19 protein-coding genes are annotated in these 18,265 nt (G+C 67.0%); 5 read left to right on the plus strand and 14 right to left on the minus strand.

Annotation, left to right across the window (positions count from 1 at the left end; translation table 11 throughout):
* Positions 1-9: 9 nt before the first annotated feature.
* The 5 genes from ACQY5K_RS07215 to ACQY5K_RS07235 form a co-directional block, all read right to left on the minus strand.
* Entirely contained in the window at positions 10-360 is a 351-nt protein-coding gene (locus ACQY5K_RS07215) for a hypothetical protein (protein WP_428121472.1), read from the minus strand.
* A gap of 278 nt (positions 361-638) precedes the next feature.
* On the minus strand, positions 639-1,922 hold the full coding sequence (locus ACQY5K_RS07220; protein WP_428121474.1) for a bifunctional 3,4-dihydroxy-2-butanone-4-phosphate synthase/GTP cyclohydrolase II: 1,284 nt from the start codon (positions 1,920-1,922) through the stop codon (positions 639-641).
* 10 nt (positions 1,923-1,932) lie between these two features.
* Positions 1,933-2,529 carry a riboflavin synthase gene (locus ACQY5K_RS07225; protein WP_428121477.1) on the minus strand — a complete coding sequence of 199 codons (597 nt, stop codon included), beginning with the start codon at positions 2,527-2,529 and terminating at the stop codon, positions 1,933-1,935.
* 11 nt (positions 2,530-2,540) lie between these two features.
* Positions 2,541-3,524: a bifunctional diaminohydroxyphosphoribosylaminopyrimidine deaminase/5-amino-6-(5-phosphoribosylamino)uracil reductase RibD gene (gene ribD, locus ACQY5K_RS07230; protein ID WP_428121479.1), complete on the minus strand. Its 984-nt coding sequence runs from the start codon at positions 3,522-3,524 to the stop codon at positions 2,541-2,543.
* A gap of 140 nt (positions 3,525-3,664) precedes the next feature.
* A complete protein-coding gene (locus ACQY5K_RS07235) occupies positions 3,665-4,162 on the minus strand; it encodes a MogA/MoaB family molybdenum cofactor biosynthesis protein (RefSeq protein WP_428121481.1) in 498 nt (165 codons plus the stop codon).
* A gap of 82 nt (positions 4,163-4,244) precedes the next feature.
* On the opposite strand from ACQY5K_RS07235, the gene ACQY5K_RS07240 reads away from it, so the two are divergent.
* Together ACQY5K_RS07240 and ACQY5K_RS07245 are read left to right on the plus strand one after the other, a co-directional pair.
* Positions 4,245-5,402 (plus strand): amidohydrolase family protein, encoded by a 1,158-nt coding sequence (locus tag ACQY5K_RS07240; RefSeq protein ID WP_428121483.1) that lies wholly within the window; start codon positions 4,245-4,247, stop codon positions 5,400-5,402.
* An 89-nt stretch (positions 5,403-5,491) separates the two neighbouring features.
* Entirely contained in the window at positions 5,492-5,908 is a 417-nt protein-coding gene (locus tag ACQY5K_RS07245; RefSeq protein WP_428121485.1) for a CopD family protein, read from the plus strand.
* Positions 5,909-5,945: 37 nt separating this feature from the next.
* Here the strand turns inward: ACQY5K_RS07245 and ACQY5K_RS07250 are convergent, their stop codons facing one another.
* Positions 5,946-7,151: a CaiB/BaiF CoA transferase family protein gene (locus tag ACQY5K_RS07250; protein WP_428121487.1), complete on the minus strand. Its 1,206-nt coding sequence runs from the start codon at positions 7,149-7,151 to the stop codon at positions 5,946-5,948.
* A gap of 142 nt (positions 7,152-7,293) precedes the next feature.
* Here ACQY5K_RS07250 and ACQY5K_RS07255 point away from each other — a divergent pair, with 142 nt between their 5' ends.
* On the plus strand, positions 7,294-8,154 hold the full coding sequence (locus ACQY5K_RS07255) for a crotonase/enoyl-CoA hydratase family protein (protein WP_428121490.1): 861 nt from the start codon (positions 7,294-7,296) through the stop codon (positions 8,152-8,154).
* A gap of 129 nt (positions 8,155-8,283) precedes the next feature.
* Entirely contained in the window at positions 8,284-9,054 is a 771-nt protein-coding gene (locus ACQY5K_RS07260) for an N-acyl homoserine lactonase family protein (protein WP_428121493.1), read from the plus strand.
* 9 nt (positions 9,055-9,063) lie between these two features.
* On the opposite strand, the gene ACQY5K_RS07265 is transcribed toward ACQY5K_RS07260, so the two are convergent.
* Positions 9,064-10,116 carry an amidohydrolase family protein gene (locus ACQY5K_RS07265; RefSeq protein ID WP_428121495.1) on the minus strand — a complete coding sequence of 351 codons (1,053 nt, stop codon included), beginning with the start codon at positions 10,114-10,116 and terminating at the stop codon, positions 9,064-9,066.
* A 133-nt stretch (positions 10,117-10,249) separates the two neighbouring features.
* On the opposite strand from ACQY5K_RS07265, the gene ACQY5K_RS07270 reads away from it, so the two are divergent.
* Positions 10,250-11,158: an IS982 family transposase gene (locus ACQY5K_RS07270; RefSeq protein WP_428121497.1), complete on the plus strand. Its 909-nt coding sequence runs from the start codon at positions 10,250-10,252 to the stop codon at positions 11,156-11,158.
* A gap of 74 nt (positions 11,159-11,232) precedes the next feature.
* Here ACQY5K_RS07270 and ACQY5K_RS07275 read toward each other — a convergent pair whose 3' ends face one another.
* From ACQY5K_RS07275 to rpoZ, 7 genes are all read right to left on the minus strand, one after another.
* Positions 11,233-11,805 carry a metallophosphoesterase family protein gene (locus tag ACQY5K_RS07275; RefSeq protein WP_428121499.1) on the minus strand — a complete coding sequence of 191 codons (573 nt, stop codon included), beginning with the start codon at positions 11,803-11,805 and terminating at the stop codon, positions 11,233-11,235.
* A 21-nt stretch (positions 11,806-11,826) separates the two neighbouring features.
* Positions 11,827-12,741 carry a methionyl-tRNA formyltransferase gene (locus tag ACQY5K_RS07280; RefSeq protein WP_428121501.1) on the minus strand — a complete coding sequence of 305 codons (915 nt, stop codon included), beginning with the start codon at positions 12,739-12,741 and terminating at the stop codon, positions 11,827-11,829.
* Positions 12,725-13,297 carry a peptide deformylase gene (def, locus tag ACQY5K_RS07285; RefSeq protein ID WP_428121503.1) on the minus strand — a complete coding sequence of 191 codons (573 nt, stop codon included), beginning with the start codon at positions 13,295-13,297 and terminating at the stop codon, positions 12,725-12,727. The genes ACQY5K_RS07280 and def overlap by 17 nt, the downstream gene beginning before the upstream one ends.
* Positions 13,298-13,368: 71 nt before the next feature.
* Positions 13,369-15,183 (minus strand): hypothetical protein, encoded by a 1,815-nt coding sequence (locus ACQY5K_RS07290; RefSeq protein WP_428121506.1) that lies wholly within the window; start codon positions 15,181-15,183, stop codon positions 13,369-13,371.
* Positions 15,184-15,255: 72 nt separating this feature from the next.
* A complete protein-coding gene (metK, locus tag ACQY5K_RS07295) occupies positions 15,256-16,446 on the minus strand; it encodes a methionine adenosyltransferase (RefSeq protein ID WP_428121508.1) in 1,191 nt (396 codons plus the stop codon).
* Between the two features lie 99 nt (positions 16,447-16,545).
* Positions 16,546-17,823 (minus strand): bifunctional phosphopantothenoylcysteine decarboxylase/phosphopantothenate--cysteine ligase CoaBC, encoded by a 1,278-nt coding sequence (gene coaBC / locus ACQY5K_RS07300; RefSeq protein WP_428121511.1) that lies wholly within the window; start codon positions 17,821-17,823, stop codon positions 16,546-16,548.
* A gap of 88 nt (positions 17,824-17,911) precedes the next feature.
* Positions 17,912-18,250 (minus strand): DNA-directed RNA polymerase subunit omega, encoded by a 339-nt coding sequence (gene rpoZ / locus ACQY5K_RS07305; RefSeq protein WP_428121513.1) that lies wholly within the window; start codon positions 18,248-18,250, stop codon positions 17,912-17,914.
* Positions 18,251-18,265 lie beyond the last annotated feature (15 nt).

Below are 18,265 nucleotides of genomic sequence, written 5' to 3' on the forward strand. Positions count from 1 at the left end.
GCCGCGCGCTCAGCCGACCGGGGCGCACATGGCCCGGTAACCCCGCCGAGCACCCAGCGCCGCCGCGCGCTCAGCCGACCGCTTGGCTGCGGCCCCCGAACAGCCCGACACTCGCCGCAGCACCACAGCCGACCCGTCGCCGAAATCGTCGAGCCGGTCGATCTCGGCTGCGAACCGCGCCTCGCACGCATCCAAAGCCGACCGCACGCCGACCATCTCGCGCAAACCCGCCTCGAGGTCATCACGCGACAGACCCAACGCCACCGCCGAACGAATCAACACAGCGACTTCGCCCAACAGCTCTGCCGGGCCCAAACAAGCGCCCGCTGCATCCAGATCGGCCGGGGTGGCGAACGGCATGACACCAGGCCGAACAACCCGCTCGGCACTACCTAGTAGCTGCGACCCATCGGACTGATGCAAACCGCGGTCCCGAACCTCATCCATCACCAACACCCCCCTTCCCTGAACTGCCGCAAGCGTATCACGCGATGCGAACAAATGTATGTATTTGTCCGTCTTTCTTCTCTGTCTTGTCTACTGAGGGGGTGCGACAGGTTTGGCGCAGAGCCGACAAACGGCATCAACGACTCAAGCCGTCACGACATCCGCATCGGCATTCCTATAAGGATTCAGGGCTAGTCCGCGAGCGGGGGCGCCTCTTCGAGATCCACTTCGCCCTGGTCATCGTCCATGAGGTGCCCCATGCGCATCTTCTTGGTGCGCAGATAGGCCTGATTGTGAGGATTCGCAGGCGACGAGGTGGGTACCCGCTCGACGATCTCGAGTCCGTATCCCGACAGGCCGCCGATCTTGTTCGGGTTGTTGGTCATCAGGCGCATCTTGTGCACGCCGAGCTCGACCAAGATCTGTGCGCCGATGCCGTATTCGCGGCTGTCGATGGGCAAGCCGAGCTCGAGATTGGCGTCGACAGTGTCGCGACCACGGTCCTGCAGCGAGTACGCAGCGATCTTGTGGCCGATGCCGATGCCGCGGCCTTCATGACCGCGCAGGTACACCAGCACACCGGCTCCCGCGTCGGCAATGGCTTCCAGAGCGCCATGAAGCTGTGCGCCGCAGTCACAGCGCATCGAGGCCAGGATGTCGCCGGTCAGGCACTCACTGTGGACACGCACCAGCACGGGCTCTGAACCCATCACACTTCCGTAGGTCAACGCCAGATGCTCGGTGTCGTCGAAGTCGCGGAACACGTGTCCCTTGAACTCGCCGTAGATCGTGGGAATGCGTGCCTCGGCCACCGGGTCGACCAGCCGCTCGTTGGCGCGCCGGTAGCGGATCAGGTCGGCGATCGAGATGAGCACCAAACCGTGCTCTTCGCAGAACTCGGCCAGGTCACCGAGGCGGGACATCGTGCCGTCGTCGTTGACGACCTCGCACAGCACGCCGGCGGGCTGGCAGCCAGCCAGCCGAGCCAAGTCCACCGCGGCCTCGGTGTGCCCGGCACGCTTGAGCACGCCGCCGGGCCGGTAGCGAAGCGGCAGGACATGTCCCGGTCGATTGAAGTCGTGCGGATCGCTCTTCGGGCTGGCAAGCATGTTCAGCGTCAGCGCGCGATCGGCCGCAGAGATTCCTGTCGAAGTGCCTTCGGCCGCATCGACCGTGATCGTGTACGCAGTGCGCATGGACTCGGTGTTGACCGTGACCATCAGCGGCAACGCCAGCTCGTCGAGGCGCTCGCCCAGCAACGGGGCGCAGATGACGCCTGAGGTGTAGCGCACGAAGAACGCCATCGCCTCCGGGGTGGCGTACTCGGCCGCCATGATGAGATCACCCTCGTTCTCGCGATCCTCGTCGTCGACGACGACCACGATCTCGCCCCGCCCAATCGCTGCGATTGCATCAGGAATGGGTGCGAGCGGCGATGACTCCGTGGGGTCTGCGGTGGCAACGGTCTCGGTCATGGCCGTCTCATTATGGTGTCGGCGGGCTCAGATTGGTGAGTCGCTCCACGTAACGGGCGAGGACATCAGCCTCGAAGTTCACGGGATCGCCCAGCCGCGCCGTACCCATCGTGGTCATTGCCATGGTGTGAGGAATGAGCGCCACGGAGAATTCGCAACCGCCGCCGTCGTCATCTGTGATGTCGAAGCACGTGAGGCTGACGCCGTTGAGCGTCACCGAGCCTTTCTCGACGAGGTAGCGGCGCAATCCGCCCTCCGGGCCGACAGCCACTCGCAGATCCAGGCCTGGCCGCACGACCGTGGCGACGCCGTCGACATGGCCCTGCACAATGTGGCCGCCCAGTCGGTCGGCATAGCGCATCGCCCGCTCGAAATTCACCGGATCGCCGACCGATAAGGATCCGAGCGCCGTCCGCTGTGCCGTCTCGGCAGTGACATCGGCCTCCCACCAGCCGTCACCGATGTCCACCACCGTCAGGCAACAGCCGTTGACCGCTATGGAGTCATCGACGGAGCTGTCCGTGAGTACCAATTCCGCATTGAATCGGAAGCGCTCGCCAACGCTGGCTGCGAAGCTGCCGAGCTCTTCGACAATCCCTGTGAACATCGCGTGTCTCCTCAGCCCTGCATGCCTCGGCTGGGCATCAGCGTGACACGCAGATCCGGTCCCACGCGGCGGACGTCGGTGAGGTCGCCGCGCCAGGCGTCTGCGATGGTGGACATGCCAGGCCCGGCCAGCATCGGCAACCCGTCATCGCCGCCAGCAAGCGCCGGCGCGAGATACACGACGTACTCGTCGACCAGCCCCGATCGGTGAAAGTCGCCGGCGACGTGCGCGCCGCCTTCCACCAGCAGCTCGACGACGCCTTCGGCGGCCAGATTCTCCAGCACCTGCGGAAGCGGACCGCTCATCTCGGTGCAGGGATGCACCGCTGAACCAGCCGGCGTCGATCCGAGCACGAAGCGGCGCGGGTCAGTCCCCGGCGCGTCGCGGACGGTCAGTGCCGGGTTGTCGGCGCGAACCGTCCCCGCACCGACCAGAACCGAATCGCAGCGTGCCCGCAGGGCGTGGGCGTCGGCTCGTGCCTGGGGCGACGTGATCCACTGCGAGGTTCCGTCAGGCGCGCCGATGCGGCCGTCAAGCGTGGCCGCGAGCTTCAGCACAACCCACGGCCGACCAGTGCGCCGCTGGTGCAGGTAGGGCTGAAGCGAGGCCTCGACCGTCCCAGCAGCCACGCCTATGTCCACCTCAATGCCCGCGGCGCGCAGCGATTCGATGCCGTGGCCGCACACCTTCGGATCGGGATCAGCCACGCCGATGCAGACGCGGGTGACTCCGACGTCAATGATCGCTTCGACGCACGGCGGCGTTCGTCCGGTGTGCGAACACGGTTCCAGCGTCGTGTACAGCGTGGCCCCGGCAGGGTCCGAGCCTGCCGCACGCGCCGCACGGAGCGCCACGATCTCAGCGTGCCGTCCCGGAGGCGGTTCGGTCGCTCCGCCGAACGCTTCGCCGCTCACTGTGGTGAGCACAGCGCCCACCCACGGGTTCGGGGCCGTCGTGCCCCGCACCGACTCGCCGAGGCGTACGGCTTCAGCCATCTTCGACGCGTCATCGGGATCGTTGGAGGAGGCACTGCTGACAGCTTGCTTGTGCACCTTCCGCGAGAGGCCCGATCTCGCGTCGGCGGACGCGGTACTCACGTTCGTCCGCTCGAACTTGCGACGGCGACGGCGCGGCATCAGTGCAAGCGCTCTCCCGCCAGCAATGCCAGCGCATGCGGCACCACATCGGCCACCGCTTCGAAGCACTCCACACAACCCTTCGTGGATCCGGGTGTGTTCAGCACAATCGCCTGGCCCCGAATGCCCGCTATGCCACGCGAGAGCCGGCCCAGCGGGTTGACCAGGCGCATCGCTTCAGCAAGGCCAGGCGCTTCTCGCTCGATCGCTGCCCGGGTGCCTTCGGGCGTCAGATCGCGCTCGGTGAAGCCAGTGCCGCCAGTAGAGACGATGAGCCCCGCGAAGCCGTCTGCCATCGCCACGAGAGCGTCCGCCACGGTCTCGACCCCATCGGCTACCACGCGACGTTCGACAACCTCGTAGCCCGCGGAACTCATCGCATCGTCGAGGGCTTCGCCACTGCGGTCCTCACGCGTGCCAGCGATGACGCCGTCAGAGACCGTCAGCACCTTCGCCGCAAACGACCTCGCAGTCGACGAGTCGTGCAACTCGGCCATCGCCGCAGACTACCGACGGCCCCTGACCGGGCCTCCACGCGACACACCGGTGCGTCGCGCACCGTCTCACTAGTGTTTGGCGATGACCTACGCGCGCCATCGGACGTACCTCGATGCCGACAGCCACCTGATGGAATTGCCGGATTTTCTGACAGCGCATGCGGATCCCGGCATTCGTGACCGCCTCCCCCAAATCGATTTCTCAAACGGGGGGCGCCTCACGGAGGACCTGGAGGTCGCCGCGCTGACCGGCGCGCATCCGCCCGAGACGGTCGCGGAGCTGACCGCGCTCGGAGACGACCTGATTGCAGGGCCGAAGGGCTACCAAGCGCTGGGGGCCTTCAACGCCGGAGAACGCACGACTGCGCTCGACATGCTCGGCTTCGCCCGGCAGTTCGTGTTCGCCACCTTCAGTGTCGGCGTGGCGTTCAACCCCCAAAGCGACCTCGACGTGCGGTACGGGGCGGCACGGGCGCACAACCGCGGCATGGCCGAGTTCTGCGCCGACGACGACCGGCTGATCGGCGTGGCACTGTTGCCGCTGGACGATCCGCGGATGGCGCTGGCCGAGATGGAGCACGCGCTCGAGCTAGGGCTGGGCGCAATGTGGATCCCCCACCGTCCCGCCGGCGGTGCCTCGCCCGGACACAACGACCTCGACCCGGTGTGGGCGCGAATGGCCGAAGCCGGGGTGCCGTTCGTACTGCACGTCGGCGGTGAGCCGCTGCAGATCAAGCCCGCGTGGATGGATACTGGCCGTCCGGTTCCGACCGACTGGCTCGGAGGAGGCGAGAACGTCCGCGGCAAGGACATGGTCGCCCTGCATCACGCAGCGGAGACGTTCGTCGGCGTGATGGTGCTCGACGGCGTACTGGCGCGACACCCCAGCTTGCGTGGCGGCGTCATCGAACTTGGCGCCGGCTGGGTGCCGCAGATGCTGCGCAGGCTGGACCAGACCGTCGAGATCTGGAAGCGGTCCGAGCCCGACCTCGCCGCATTGGGCGAAGCGCCGTCGGCCCAGATCACTCGGCAGATGGCGTTCACGCCGTACCCGTTCGAGGACGTCGGCGCGATGATCCGAGAGTCGAACGAGAACCTGTACCTGTTCTCGAGCGACTACCCCCACATCGAGGGCGGCCGAAATCCGCTGGGGCGCTTCAACTCGTCCCTCGAAGGCTTCGACGACGAGGTGCTCGACCGCTTCTTTTGCGACAACATGGCCGATCTGCTCGAGGCCTAGATCCTGACGCCGCGGACAGTCCCGGCTCTGGTAAGCCGGAGACATACTCGAGCGGCTATTTCCGCCTTTTCTGAACACCGAGGTCACCTGTGAACGAACTCCGCGAAGTCACCTTCAATCTGGACGCCGTGCGCACCGCGCTGCACGTGCTCGCTGTGACCGTCTGGGTTGGCGGGCAGATCGTCGTCGGTGCCGTGGTGCCCGTCGTGGGCCGCGCGTATCCAGGCTCGGGCAAGGTTGCAGCCAAGGCGTTCTCGCGAGTGGCATGGCCTGCGTTCGCCATTGCAGTTGTGACGGGGCTGTGGTCGATGCTCAGCATTCCAGGCGAAGAGACCAGTTCTGGCTGGTCGATGCTGCTCAACATCAAGATGGTGCTGGTGCTCGTGTCGGGCATCTTCGCGCTGGTGCACCAGAACGCCGGCGACAACGCTGCCAAGCGAGGCATCACCGCAGGCCTCGCTCTGCTGTGCTCCCTGACGGCGCTGCTGTTCGGCGTGATGCTCTAGCGCTCGATCTGGCTGTTCGGCCGCGCCGCGGCCGCCATCACCAGACTGCGTTGACGGCCTTCAGCTCGAGGATCTGCTGTTCGTCGTAACCGAGCTCGGTGAGGATCTCCTCGGTGTGCTCGCCATAGTGCGCGGCGACGCCGCGTGCTCCCCGGTATTCGTCAACGTCGAAGACCGCCGGCGGGCCGATGAAGCCGTCGTCGAACGTGACCAGATACTCGTTTGCGAGAATGCTCTCGTCCTCGGCGAGATCCTCCAGCCGATTCACGGGCGACACCCACACCCCGCAGCCCTGGATGGCGCGCCACCACGACGCTGTGGTGCCGCTTCGCAGGTGCTCGGCAAACAGCGGCGCGAACTCGTCTCGATTGCGGACGACGTCGTCGAATGTGGCGAAGCGCGGATCGTCGAGCCACGACTCGAGGCCCACCGCCTCGGCCAGAGCGATCCACTGTGGGGCCTGCAGGGCCGCTATCGCAAGCCACCCGTCCGTGGTCTCATAGACGGTGAAGAGCGGATTCGTGGACTGCCTGGGATCGAACCGCTCCATACGCGTACCGAGGTTCGAGGCCACGCCCACTGCCTGGCCCGCGAGCCACAGCAGCGCCTGAGTCTGCGAGGTTCCCACGACGCAGCCCTGCTGAGTCCGCGCCCGCTTGAGCAATCCCGCCATGACCGCTGCGGCCATGTTGGTGCCGGTCAGGATGTCGCTCAGCGAGCCGGGTGGATACGTCGGGGTCTCGGTGGGCGCGATCGCATCCATGAAACCGGCGTGTGCCATGCCCACCGTGTCCTGGCACAGGTCTTCCGCAAGCGGGCCCCGCAGGCCGAACCCTCCGCCGCGGCAGTACACGAGCTGCGGATTCAGATCGGCCAGAGTGTCAGGGTCCGCGCCATAGCGCGCAAGGCCGGACGCTCGAAGGTTGGTGATGAATGCATCTGCGCCACGAATCATGTGCTCGAACACTGGGCGCCCCGCCTCGGAGCGGATATCGAGCGCGATGGAGCGTTTGTTGCGGTTGAGCGATGCGTACATCCATTCCCGCCCGCGGTCGTCGAAGGTCACTCCGAACGCGCTGTGGAAGCTGCGCATGTAGTCCGCTTGGCCGACTTGTTCGATCTTGACCACATCGGCGCCCAGTGAGGCCAGCGCCAGGCCCCCAACCGGTCCCTGCACGTAGATGGTCAACTCGACGACACGCAGCCCTTCAAGCGGCGCCTCGGTTTCGTGCCCACTCGCCATGGCCGGCGACAGTAGCGCCGCGGAGTGAGACGCTCAGCGCCGCAGTAGGTCACTGCGTGCGCTGGAGTCGGACCCTGGACGCCCAGCTTGACGGTGGGCGCTCTTGACTAGTGCGGCAACCGATCCATGAGAGGGCGATCAGATGACCGGCACTGACTACACCTGCTTCGACGTGGAGGTACGCGACCACGTCGCTCACGTGGTGATGAATCGCCCCGAAAAGGCGAACTCGATGATCGCCCCCTTCTGGAGCGAGCTGCCCCAAATCGCCGACGACCTCTCAGCGGGAACCGATGCACGGGTCATCGTGCTGTCCGCGATCGGTCGGCACTTTTGCTCGGGCATGGACCTGTCGGTGTTCGGCAGCGCAGGCGGGCCGGACAATTCGGCCAGCACTGGTCACAGCAGCCGGATGCGTGCGCAGTTCCGCTCGACGGCACTGCGGCTGCAGAACTCCTTCAGCGCTTTGGAACACAGCCGGCTGCCCGTCATTGCGGCCATCGGGGGCGCATGTGTCGGAGGCGGCATCGACATGGTCTCGGCCTGCGACCTTCGCTACGCCACGCAAGACGCGTTCTTCATCATCCAGGAGATCAACATCGGCATGACCGCCGATGTCGGCACGCTGCAACGGATGCCGAAGCTGGTGCCCGAGGGCATCGTGCGAGAGATGGCGTACACCGGTCGCCGCATGGACGCTGCTGAAGCGCTGGATCGCGGCTTTGTGAATGCCGTATACGAAGATCACGCGGCAATGACAGAAGCCGTCAACGAAGTGGCCGCCGAGATCGCGTCGAAAAGCCCGATGGCGATCTGGGGCACCAAGCAGTCCATGAACTACGGCCGTGACCACTCCGTGGCCGACGGGCTGGAATACATCGCCACTTGGAACGCTGCCATGTTCGACACCGACGACATGGGCGAGGCGTTCAAGTCGCAGATCGACCGGCGAGACGCGAGCTTCCCCGACCACCGACCCCTGCACCACGGCATCGGCACCTGACAAGGTGCGCATCAGACACCGCACCTGACAAGGTGCGCATCAGACACCGCACCTGACAAGGTGCGCATCAGACACCGCACCTGACAAGGTGCGCGTCGGGCACGTCGCCCGACGGAAAGGATTGCTGCCATGTCCGAACTCTCCCTTGTTCCCTTGGAGTGCGGATGGCTGTCCACCGCCACTGCTTCGGTGATCGCCGACGCACCCGGTGACGTTCGGCTGCCGATCCCGAGCTGGCTGGTGCGCCACCCGAGCGGCCAGACGCTGGTGTTCGACACGGGCCTGCACCAAGAAGTACAGGACGGCGTGGGTGCCCGCTACCCGCTCATGGCGCGCTCGTTCACGTCAGAGTTCTCCTCCGGCGAGGAGGTGTCAGCCCGACTCGAGGGCGTGGATGTCGACCCCGCCGAGCTGGACTTCGCGATCTTCAGCCACCTGCATTTCGACCACTGCGGCGGCACCGAGCTGCTGCCCAACACCCGGCTGATCTGCCAGCGTGCTGAGTGGGAAGCCGGTCACCATCCGAAGCTGATCGAGTACGAGGTGTACAAACCAGCCGACTTCGACCTCGGTCACGAACTGCTGCTCATTGACGGTGAGCACGACGTCTTCGGCGACGGATCTGTCACCTGCATTCCCACACCCGGTCACACTGCCGGGCACCAGTCGCTTCGAGTGCAACTCGACAGCGGGCCGGTCGTGCTGACCGGAGACTGCGTCTACTGGGAAGCGGTGCTCGATCAGATGGCGCTGCCGCCGTTCGGTTTCGACCACGACATGCAGCTGGAGTCAATGCGCAAGCTGAAGTCGCTGCGCGATGACGACGGATGCCGCTTGTTGTATGGGCACGACGATGCGCAGTGGGCGACACTGCCCCACGACGCTGTCGGGCTGAGCTAGCGGCGCTGCCTAGGCGGCGGTGACTCGGTAGAAGCGACGGGCGGTTCCGGCGAAGAGGTCGGCGCGCTCGGACTTGGTGTAGCCGGCTTGGTCACAGATTCGCTGGAAGGCGTTGAACAGCACGGTGTACGAGCAGCCTTGCTTGTCGACCGGGAAGTTGCTTTCGAACATGGCGCGGTCGGGGCCGAACGTCTCGATGCAGTGACGGATGTCGTCGCTCCACGTTGCTGCCACGTGCTCTGAGCTGGGGGCCTGGGGCAGGCGCTTGAAGCCGACGCCGTAGATGCTCATGCCGATGCCGCCGACCTTGACGGTGACCTGCGGGTGCCGTGCGAGCGCTTCGAGCGCTGGACGGACGACGGCGCGCACTTCATCTCGGCGGTCTTCGTAGGGGCCGATGCCCAACGGGCCGCCGAGGTGGTCGAGCACCACCGGCGTGTCAGGCACCGCGTGAGCAAGACCGACCAGTTCAGTGACCTGGGGGTGGAACATCCAGGCATCGAAGCTGAAGCCCATGCGGCCCAGTGTTGCGTAGCCAGCGCGGAAGTCCGACTGGCCCAGCAGGCCCGGCGGAGGTTTGGTGTGGCTCTCGCGGATCTGGTCGCTGGCGTCCCAGGCGTTCGCGTGGCGGATGCCCCGGAAGAGGCCCTCGCCGGCTTCGTCGTGGACAGCCAACACCTCTTCGACGGCGTTGCCGAGCGTCAGATCGGCGAAGCTGACGATGGCCGAGATGGTTGCTCCGTCGGCCTCGGCCGACGCTGCGGCCTGGTCACGAACGAACTCGGTCTCGCCCACCGGCCGCATGTGCTCGGGACCGCTGGTGCGGTAGCCCGCGGCACATTCCACGAACACCGTCTGGGTGACGTTGTGGCCCGCTCCGGTGTCGGCATGCAACTCGGGTACGAGGTACGTGCCTGTTGGGAAATCCCAAAGGTGGTGATGCGGATCGACAATCTCTTCGTCGGCATCGAAGGGCTGTTCGACGGTTGCTGCCAGCCACGTGTCCTTTTCGTCGGCCACTGCTGTTCCCCCTGCCTCGACTGAGCCGTTGCTCCCCGTCATGTCACTCATCGTGGCCTGCGGGGCTCGCCGAACACTAGATGATTAGTTCCAAGGGGTCGGGTCCACCTGTGGTGGGGTGAGGGTGTCCAAGCTCGGGGTGTGAAACAACACCTCGATCTCGCAGGACCGGAGCATGAACCCGGACTTGGACACCCTTGCGACCGCACTGTATGTGCGGATCGATGACCTGTTGGCGCAGAACCCTCATTGGGTGCCGCAGCGGCCTGCGGTGGGGTTCGCCCCGAAGCTGTCGGACGCGGAGCTGGTCACCCTGGCGGTGATCTCGGCGCTGCTGGGCTATGACAACGAGTCGCAGTTCGTGCGCTACGCGAAAGCGCATCTGCGGCCGTGGTTCGCGTACCTGCCCAACCGCGACGGCTACAACAAGCGGCTGCGGCGCAGCGGCGAGATGATCGCTCGTGTCATGGGGTGCCTCGCTCGCGAGTGCGAGTCGTGGCACGACGACGTGTGGCTGGTGGACTCCACCCCGGTCGAGTGCGGCCGAAGCCGCGAGACCCAAAAGCGCTCCGGCCTCGCGGGATGGGCCCAATACGGCTGGTGCGCGTCGCATTCGCGGTACTTCTGGGGTCTGCGGCTGCACCTTGTGGCCACCCCGGCGGGGCTGCCGATCGCGTTCGCTCTCGCCGGCGCGAAAGCCGACGAACGCGAAGTCTGCGCGGACATGATCGCCGCGGCCGGGATCGCCCGGCCCGGCCAGACACTCATCGCCGACAAGGGCTACAGACGCGCCGCGTTCGAACGTCAGCTCAACCAAGCCGGCATCACCCTGCTCCGCCCCGCCACCCGATCCGAGGCCCCACGGCCCGGCGCAAGGTTCCTGCGGCCCTTGCGCCAGATCATCGAATCGATCAACCAGACCCTCAAAGGCCAGCTCAGCCTCGAACGCCACAAAGGACGCACCCGCTCCGGCGTCGCCGTGCGCATCCTCACACGGCTCCTCGCCCTCACCACCGCCATCTGGCACAACGAGACCCACCGACACAGCCGACCAGCACGCTCACTCACCGCCTACGACCACTGACCCCTTGGAACTAATCATCTAGTGCTGGCCGGGGGCGCCGGACCGGTGCACCAAGGCCAAGCCCGCCGGCACTCTCAGATCACGCGATCCCAGGACTCGGTGGGCTCGATGCCCTCAGGTGTGAGCTGCCACAGCGACGGCGTAGCAATCGCGTCCTCGATGTCGAGGTAGCCGATGGTCCCGAGCTGGGCGCTGAGGTTGCGGGGGAACGTGGGCGAGCCGGGATTGACGCACAGCACGCCGCAGAGCGTGTCGATGCGGTGGACGTGCGTGTCGCCGTAGACGCACACGTCCAGCTGCTCGTCGCCGAAGTGGCGCTTGATCGCGTCGGCCACGGTGTAGAAGGACATCTCGGGCACCGGAATGTGGTGGGTGAGACCGACTCGCACACCGCCGAAGTCGTGGGCCCAGGCGTTTGCGAGGGCCGGATGGTCAGGCTGTACCTCGCGGCCGGACGAGCCGTCGTCGCCGTTGCCCCGAGCAGCCCAGGTGGGCGCGATCTCGCTCAGGCGGTCGATGACCGAGAGGTCATAGATGTCGCCAGCGTGCAGGATGGCGTCGCATCCCTCCATGGCCGCGTAGGCCTCGGGCCACAGCTGCGGCGCTGCTTCGGGGATGTGGGTGTCCGAGATCAGCCCGATTCGCATCGCGTCACGCTATGCGCGTCGTCAGCCGAGGCGGGTGCCCGATGGCAGCCGGGCGCCGTGTAGCCATGCCTGAGCATCGGTGGCTGGGCGACCCGAGGGCTGGACAACGACGAGGCGCACAAGGCCGTGTCCGGTGACCACGGTGTCGTCGAGCAGTGTCCCCGGCGAGGCACCAGGCTCAGCCGCAAGCGGGATTGCCTCGCGAACGATGAAGCGCTGTCCGTCCAGCATGGTCCATGCACCGCCCACCCGGATCTGGCGGTCGATGTGGGTTGCGGGCTGGGACCAATTGATCGCTCGGTCGGCAGGGCTGAGTTTTCGGGCGTACGTGGGCTCGCCCTGTTGAGATTCGGGTGTGCCGAGACCTGCGGCGAGAGAGTCCACGAGCAGCCGGGCGCCTTCGTCGGCCAAGCGTGCGCGGAGGCTTTCTGCGGTGTCGGCCGGGCCGATGAGCAATTCGTGGCGCCAGTAGACGGGGCCGGTGTCGAGTGTGGGCTCCAGTGCCATGAGGCACACGCCGGTCGTGTCGTCGCCGGCCAGCAACGCTCGCTCAACCGGAGCAGCGCCACGCCAGCGCGGCAGCAGGGAGAAGTGCAGGTTGAGCATCGGTGTGCGGGCCAACAGGTCAGAGCTGATGAGCTGACCGAAAGCCACGACCACGGCACAGTCAGCGTTGCAGTTGGCGAGGTCGACGGGCTCGAGGCTGATCGACAGGCCGAGCTTGGCTGCCGCTGCGGCCACTGGGGTCGGGGTGTCGCTGCCTCGGCGGCTGCGGCGGCGTGGGGCGCCGGTAACGACGACCGGGATGTCGAAGCCGGATTCGGCCAGCGCGCTCAGTGCCGGAACCGCGTCGTCGGGCGTGCCTGCGAATGCAACTCGGTGGGGCCGTTCCGGAGGCAGCGGCAGCGGCTGGGCGGGGTTAGACGTCTGGGCCATTGCGGCCCACCAGCGGTGTCGCGCCGGGTGCCGCCGGTGGACCCTGCTGGCCTGCTTCGATCTGCGCACGCCATGTGCGCCATTGCGCTAGGGCAGCCTTGCGTTCGGATTTCTCCAAGTGGTCGAGCAGCAGGACGCCGTCGAGGTGGTCGAGTTCGTGCTGGAACAGGCGTGCAAGCAACTCGTCGGCTTCGATGCTGACCTCGTTGCCGTCGAGATCGCGACCGACCAGATGCACTTGCTTGGGGCGGACGATCTCGAAGGTCAAGCCGGGAACCGACAGGCAGCCCTCGGTGTATTCCCACTTTCCGTCGGAATCGACGATCTCGGGATTGACGAGCGTCTGTGGACCGTCGCCTTCGTAGAGGTCGAACACGAACAGGCGGCGTTGGATGCCCACCTGGGGAGCCGCGAGACCGATTCCCTCGGCCTCGTACATGGCGGGGAGCATGTCGTTGACCATGCGCGCAACGCGGCCGTCGATCTCAGTGATCTCGGCGGCCCGCTGACGCAGCACCGGATCGCCCATGAGCCGGATCTCGTAGGCCGAATTCATTGCGATCGCAGGCTAGCGGCGCGCCCTCGGGGCTCTCTGGCGAAGACACCGGCCCGCAGCGGCGATCCTGCTCACGCTCGCAGTGGGTCGACTGCCACTCGTAGCCTGCCCGGCGGACGTGGCGTGGCGGCCAGTGCATCGAGGAGGGTTCCGCGGTCGTCGCCGCGAACGCGCCACACACCATTGGCTGGTCCGGCGATATCCAGCGCAGCCGCGTCGGCAGGGTTCGACAACCGCTCGACGTAGGTCTGCGCTGCGGCGCCCGACACGAGAGCCCACGCGGCCGAGGGAGGCTGGCGCATCTGAGATCGACACAGCACCTCTGCGTTGACGAAATCGGCGGGATCGGCCGACTCGGCTGCGACCAGCACGGGGTGGTCAGGCATGCGGGTCTGCACCAGAATGCGACCGCCGCCCGAATGCGGCCCAACGAGACGTGCGGCGCGCACCAGCAGAGCGAAGGCTTCCTCGGCCGCCCGGTACCGAGGCGCGGTGAGTTCCTGGTCGAAGTCCACGAACACCACGGCATCCGCAGCCGGCACACGATGCAGGACCGCTTCAGTGCCGATGTACAGAGCCTCGGCGGCCGGCGCCACCGGGGACTCGCCGACCACCTGGGTGACCGGGCGACGAGCGAGCCGCTCCATCTCGTCGGCGACACCCTTCACCCCGACCCGCACCCGGCGGAATCGGGTTGCCCCGCACTCTTCGCAGATCGCAGGACGCACATCGCCGCTCTCGGGATCGACGAATCGCTGACCGTCGAGCGCCAACGCCCGACCGGCCGGCGAGCAGGCCAGCGCCCCGCACGACGCGCAGTAGGCAAGCCGCGCTCTGCCCTTGCGATTCAGCACGCACACAACGTCGCCGCCGGCGCGCAGCAGCTCTGCGAACGCAGTGCCGCACCATTCCCCCATCGCGGGATCGTCTTGGCGCCGATCGGCAACCTGCACCATCGGCCACGCTTCGCGTTCGTCGGGGACGGGCGCGCGCAGCACTTCGGCCGCTGCGGTGCCATTCTCATTGTCGCCTTCGTCATCGCCGCCGTTGCCCTCGCCGTCGCAGACGCCTGCCGCCCGCAGCGCATCCGGCGAGGGCATCGGCCCGACCAGCAGGCACCGCGCTCCGTCTCGCTGTGCACGCTCGACGGCGACATCGCGGGCGTTCCACGTCGGCGCCGCTTCGGACTGGTAGCCCTGATCGTGCTCGTCGAACACGATCACGCTGTCGAGGCGAGCGCATGGCGCCCACGCGGCGGTCATGGCGCCGACAACCGCTTGCGCTGCGGCCGCCGCCGCCCAGTCGCGACCGAACAGCGCCGTGGCGACACCGGCGTGACGCAGCCGCCCTGCCAGCCGCGCCGCCCACGACACTGTGGGAACGAGCACCAGAACCCGGCCGCGCTCCAGCGCAGCCGACACCAGCGGCCATTCATCTGCACACGGCCCCAACCGCACGGCGCGCGCAGCGTCGCTTCCCGGCTCGAAGGCAGCCGCCAGCCATGCGGGAGTCTGCGCCTCGTCGGACTTGGTCACTTGGGCTGGTGCAAGCGGAAGTCCGGCCACCACTCGATCGGCGCTGGCGGTGCGCAGGAAATGAGCTCTGGTGCCAGCCCAGCGCCACGCTGCCCATTCGGCGAGCTCCACGACATGTGGCGGCGGCCCCATTCCTATAACGCCGCTCACTTCGGTCAGCTCGAGGCCGTCGGGCGGGTGGGAGTCGAGCTCGGTGACCCATCCGCGCAAGCGACGCCGGTTGAGCACGACGCGCACCAGCGTCCCGACCGATACTGGCACCCGACCAGCGGCCAGCGATTCCGGCAGCAGGTAGAAGAACTCGCGGTCGATGGCTGGCTCGTCGACCAGAACTCGAACGACCCGCTGCACCCCTGCAGTCTGCCCGCCGGGTGCGCGCCGCTTACAACTGATTCAGGGTCTGGACCGGCCGTCCGGGTGCCGCTAGAGACCGAGCGCGGACTTCAGATCGTCGACGCGATCGAGGCGCTCCCAAGGAAACTGGTCGCCGTTGGCCGGCCGGCCGAAATGGCCGTACGCGGCGGTGGCCTGGTAGATCGGGCGCCGCAGCGCGAGATCCGTGAGCAGCGCCGCCGGTCGCAGGTCGAAGATCTCGGCGACCGCAGCGGTGATGGCGTCGCCGTCGACATGGGAGGTGCCGAAGGTCTCCACGAGGACCGACACCGGCTCGGCTCGGCCGATGGCGTAGGCCACCTGCATCTCGCAGCGATCCGCGGCGCCCGACGCAACCACGTTCTTGGCCACCCAACGTGCCCCATAGGCCGCAGAGCGATCCACCTTGGACGGGTCCTTGCCGCTGAAGGCTCCCCCGCCGTGCCGGGCGTACCCGCCGTAGGTGTCGACGATGATCTTGCGCCCGGTGAGACCGGCGTCGGCGACAGGCCCGCCACGCACGAAGCTTCCCGACGGGTTGACGAGCAGCTCGAAGTCGTCGTCGGCAAACTCGACAGGCAAGGTCGGGGCAATGACGTGCTCCATGAGGTCCGGGCGCATCATGGCTTCGATTTCGACGCCGTCGTGGTGCTGAGCGCTGACCACGACGGTCCGAAGCGCCACCGGCTCGCCATCGCGGTACTCGAAGCTGACCTGGGTCTTGCCGTCGGGACGCAAGTACGGGATGGAGCCCGAGCGGCGGGCCTCGGTGAGCTGCTCGGCCATGCGGTGCGCAACGTGGATCGGCAACGGCATGTAGACGTCAGTCTCACGGCAGGCGTACCCGAACATCATGCCCTGGTCGCCAGCGCCCTGATCCGGGATCAGGTCCATCGTGGCCGCCGCCTCGGAGCTGCCGAAGACGCCCTCGGTGATCTCGGAGGACTGCTCGTCGAGTGCGACCATGACGCCGCAGGTGTTGCCGTCGAAGCCGAGTTCGCCGCGGTCGTAGCCGATGCCCGTGACCGTCGATCGAACGACTCGCGGGATGTCGACGTAGGCCTCAGTCGAGACCTCGCCGGCAACAACGACCAGACCCGTGGTGACCAGGGTTTCCACCGCAACGCGGGCGTGGATGTCCTGCGCCAGCATCGCGTCCAGGATCGAATCGGAGATCTGGTCGGCCATCTTGTCCGGATGACCCTCGGTCACCGATTCTGAGGTGAAGGTCCACTGGCTCACCGTGGCTCCCCGTTACGTGTCGTCGGCTCATCGCAGCAGCCCATTGCAGCAGCGCGGCAAGGCTAGACGGACCGAGCCGCGCCGCAGCAGGCGGCGTAGCTAACGGCGCAGCGCGGCGACGGCGTCGAGCACGGCGTCGGCGACCTCGCGCTTGGAGCATTTCGACATCGGGCGCACGGTGCCATCGGCCAGCAGGATGGTCACGATGTTGGTGTCGTGTGCGAAACCAGCGCCGTCGGCAGAGACGTCGTTGGCGACCATGACATCGAGGTTCTTGCGAGCCAGCTTGTCGGCGGCATTGTCGAGCACATCGGCAGTCTCGGCAGCGAAGCCCACCAGCACCTGTCCCGCGAGCTTGGCTGCGCCCAGCCCGGCGAGGATGTCAGTGGTCTGTTCCAGAACGATCTGGGGCACCGTGTCGGCGTCGCCGAGTTCGCCCTTCTTGATCTTGTGCGGCGCGACATCAGCGGGGCGGAAGTCGGCAACCGCCGCCGCCATCACGATCACGTCGGCGCCGGAACGTTCACGCACTGCGGCCTCCATCTCGGCCGCGGACTCAACCCTCACCTCGGTGACGCCGGCGGGCGCCGGCAGGGATGCCGACGTGATGAGCGTGACCGCAGCGCCGCGGTCTCGTGCCGCAGTCGCAACCGCGTAGCCCTGCTTGCCTGACGACCGGTTGCCGATGAAACGCACTGGATCGATGGCTTCGCGGGTTCCTCCGGCGGTGACCGTCACCGTCATGCCCGTGAAGTCGTCCCGCTTGGACTCGGGCTGTCGCGCGTGGTCCGCTGCCGCTTCGGCGGCCAGAACCGCTGCGACTGCCTCGAAGATGGTCTCTGGCTCAGCGAGGCGTCCGGTGCCGATGTCGCCGCCCGCGAGACGGCCGTCGGTGGGAACCACAATGTGGACTCCCCGACCGGCCAGCACGTCAAGGTTGTGCTGCACTGCGGGGTGCTCCCACATCTCGGTGTGCATGGCAGGGCAGACCACGACGGGTGCTTGCGTCGCGAGCAGCGCGGCAGTAAGCAACCCGTCGGAAATGCCCGCTGCGTAGCTGCCGATGAGGCGGGCTGTCGCCGGCGCCACGATCACGACGTCAGCACTCTGGCCGAGCGTGGTGTGCGGGATCGGGTCGTCTTCGCCGAACATCGACGTGCGGACTCTCTCGCTGGCGAGCGCGTCGAACGTCGCACGTCCGACGAACTTCTGCGCTGCGGCGGTCATCACCGGCATGACGTGGGCGCCTGCGTCGACCAACAGGCGGCACAAGAGCACCGCCTTGTACGCGGCGATGCCGCCGCTGACGCCGAGCACCACCCGGCGACCCGCGAAAGGCGATTGGTCAGATGCCGGATGGCCGGCGGATTCTGTCACTGCCGCGAAAGGGTACGCCCACACGGCCAGCCGCGGTAGGGCCTCGCAGCTGTGCGGCCTGGCGCCTTCGGGCAGGGGGCGGGTGCGCTCAGGCGTCGATGTCGGGGACGATCTCGAGCATTGCGGCGTCAGCCTCGGCCGCGACGAGTGCCTCGGCCTCAAGGCGAGCCCGCTCTTCGGGATCGAACCGCTCGAAAGTGATCTTGTCGGCGTCGATTTCCTCGAAGGCAATCGAGAGCGGCTTGCGCGCCACCGAAGCCACCTGCGGGGGCACGACTGAGCCGATGCCGCCGTCGAGCTGGTTGTAGTACGAGTTGATCTGACGGGACCGCATCGCAGCCAAGCTCACCAGCGTGAACTTGGAGTCCACCTTGGACAGCAAGTCCTCGAGGCCTGGGTTGATCATGGTGTCAGTTGGCTCAGTCATCGCATCTCGCAGGCT

This window comes from Candidatus Poriferisodalis sp. (genome assembly GCF_965262965.1).
In the GTDB taxonomy this organism is placed as follows: domain Bacteria; phylum Actinomycetota; class Acidimicrobiia; order Acidimicrobiales; family Poriferisodalaceae; genus Poriferisodalis.

Bases quoted from the DNA above. Each gene is read 5' to 3' on its own strand.
- ACQY5K_RS07270 (WP_428121497.1), top strand. From the start codon at position 10,250: ATGAACCCGGACTTGGACACCCTTGCGACCGCACTGTATGTGCGGATC.
- ACQY5K_RS07225 (WP_428121477.1), bottom strand. From the start codon at position 2,529: ATGTTCACAGGGATTGTCGAAGAGCTCGGCAGCTTCGCAGCCAGCGTT.
- ACQY5K_RS07255 (WP_428121490.1), top strand. From the start codon at position 7,294: ATGACCGGCACTGACTACACCTGCTTCGACGTGGAGGTACGCGACCAC.
- ACQY5K_RS07265 (WP_428121495.1), bottom strand. From the start codon at position 10,116: ATGACGGGGAGCAACGGCTCAGTCGAGGCAGGGGGAACAGCAGTGGCC.
- rpoZ (WP_428121513.1), bottom strand. From the start codon at position 18,250: ATGACTGAGCCAACTGACACCATGATCAACCCAGGCCTCGAGGACTTG.
- ribD (WP_428121479.1), bottom strand. From the start codon at position 3,524: ATGGCTGAAGCCGTACGCCTCGGCGAGTCGGTGCGGGGCACGACGGCC.
- def (WP_428121503.1), bottom strand. From the start codon at position 13,297: ATGAATTCGGCCTACGAGATCCGGCTCATGGGCGATCCGGTGCTGCGT.
- ACQY5K_RS07275 (WP_428121499.1), bottom strand. From the start codon at position 11,805: ATGCGAATCGGGCTGATCTCGGACACCCACATCCCCGAAGCAGCGCCG.
- ACQY5K_RS07215 (WP_428121472.1), bottom strand. From the start codon at position 360: ATGCCGTTCGCCACCCCGGCCGATCTGGATGCAGCGGGCGCTTGTTTG.
- ACQY5K_RS07260 (WP_428121493.1), top strand. From the start codon at position 8,284: ATGTCCGAACTCTCCCTTGTTCCCTTGGAGTGCGGATGGCTGTCCACC.
- ACQY5K_RS07240 (WP_428121483.1), top strand. From the start codon at position 4,245: ATGACCTACGCGCGCCATCGGACGTACCTCGATGCCGACAGCCACCTG.
- ACQY5K_RS07235 (WP_428121481.1), bottom strand. From the start codon at position 4,162: ATGGCCGAGTTGCACGACTCGTCGACTGCGAGGTCGTTTGCGGCGAAG.
- ACQY5K_RS07250 (WP_428121487.1), bottom strand. From the start codon at position 7,151: ATGGCGAGTGGGCACGAAACCGAGGCGCCGCTTGAAGGGCTGCGTGTC.
- ACQY5K_RS07220 (WP_428121474.1), bottom strand. From the start codon at position 1,922: ATGACCGAGACCGTTGCCACCGCAGACCCCACGGAGTCATCGCCGCTC.
- ACQY5K_RS07280 (WP_428121501.1), bottom strand. From the start codon at position 12,741: ATGGCCCAGACGTCTAACCCCGCCCAGCCGCTGCCGCTGCCTCCGGAA.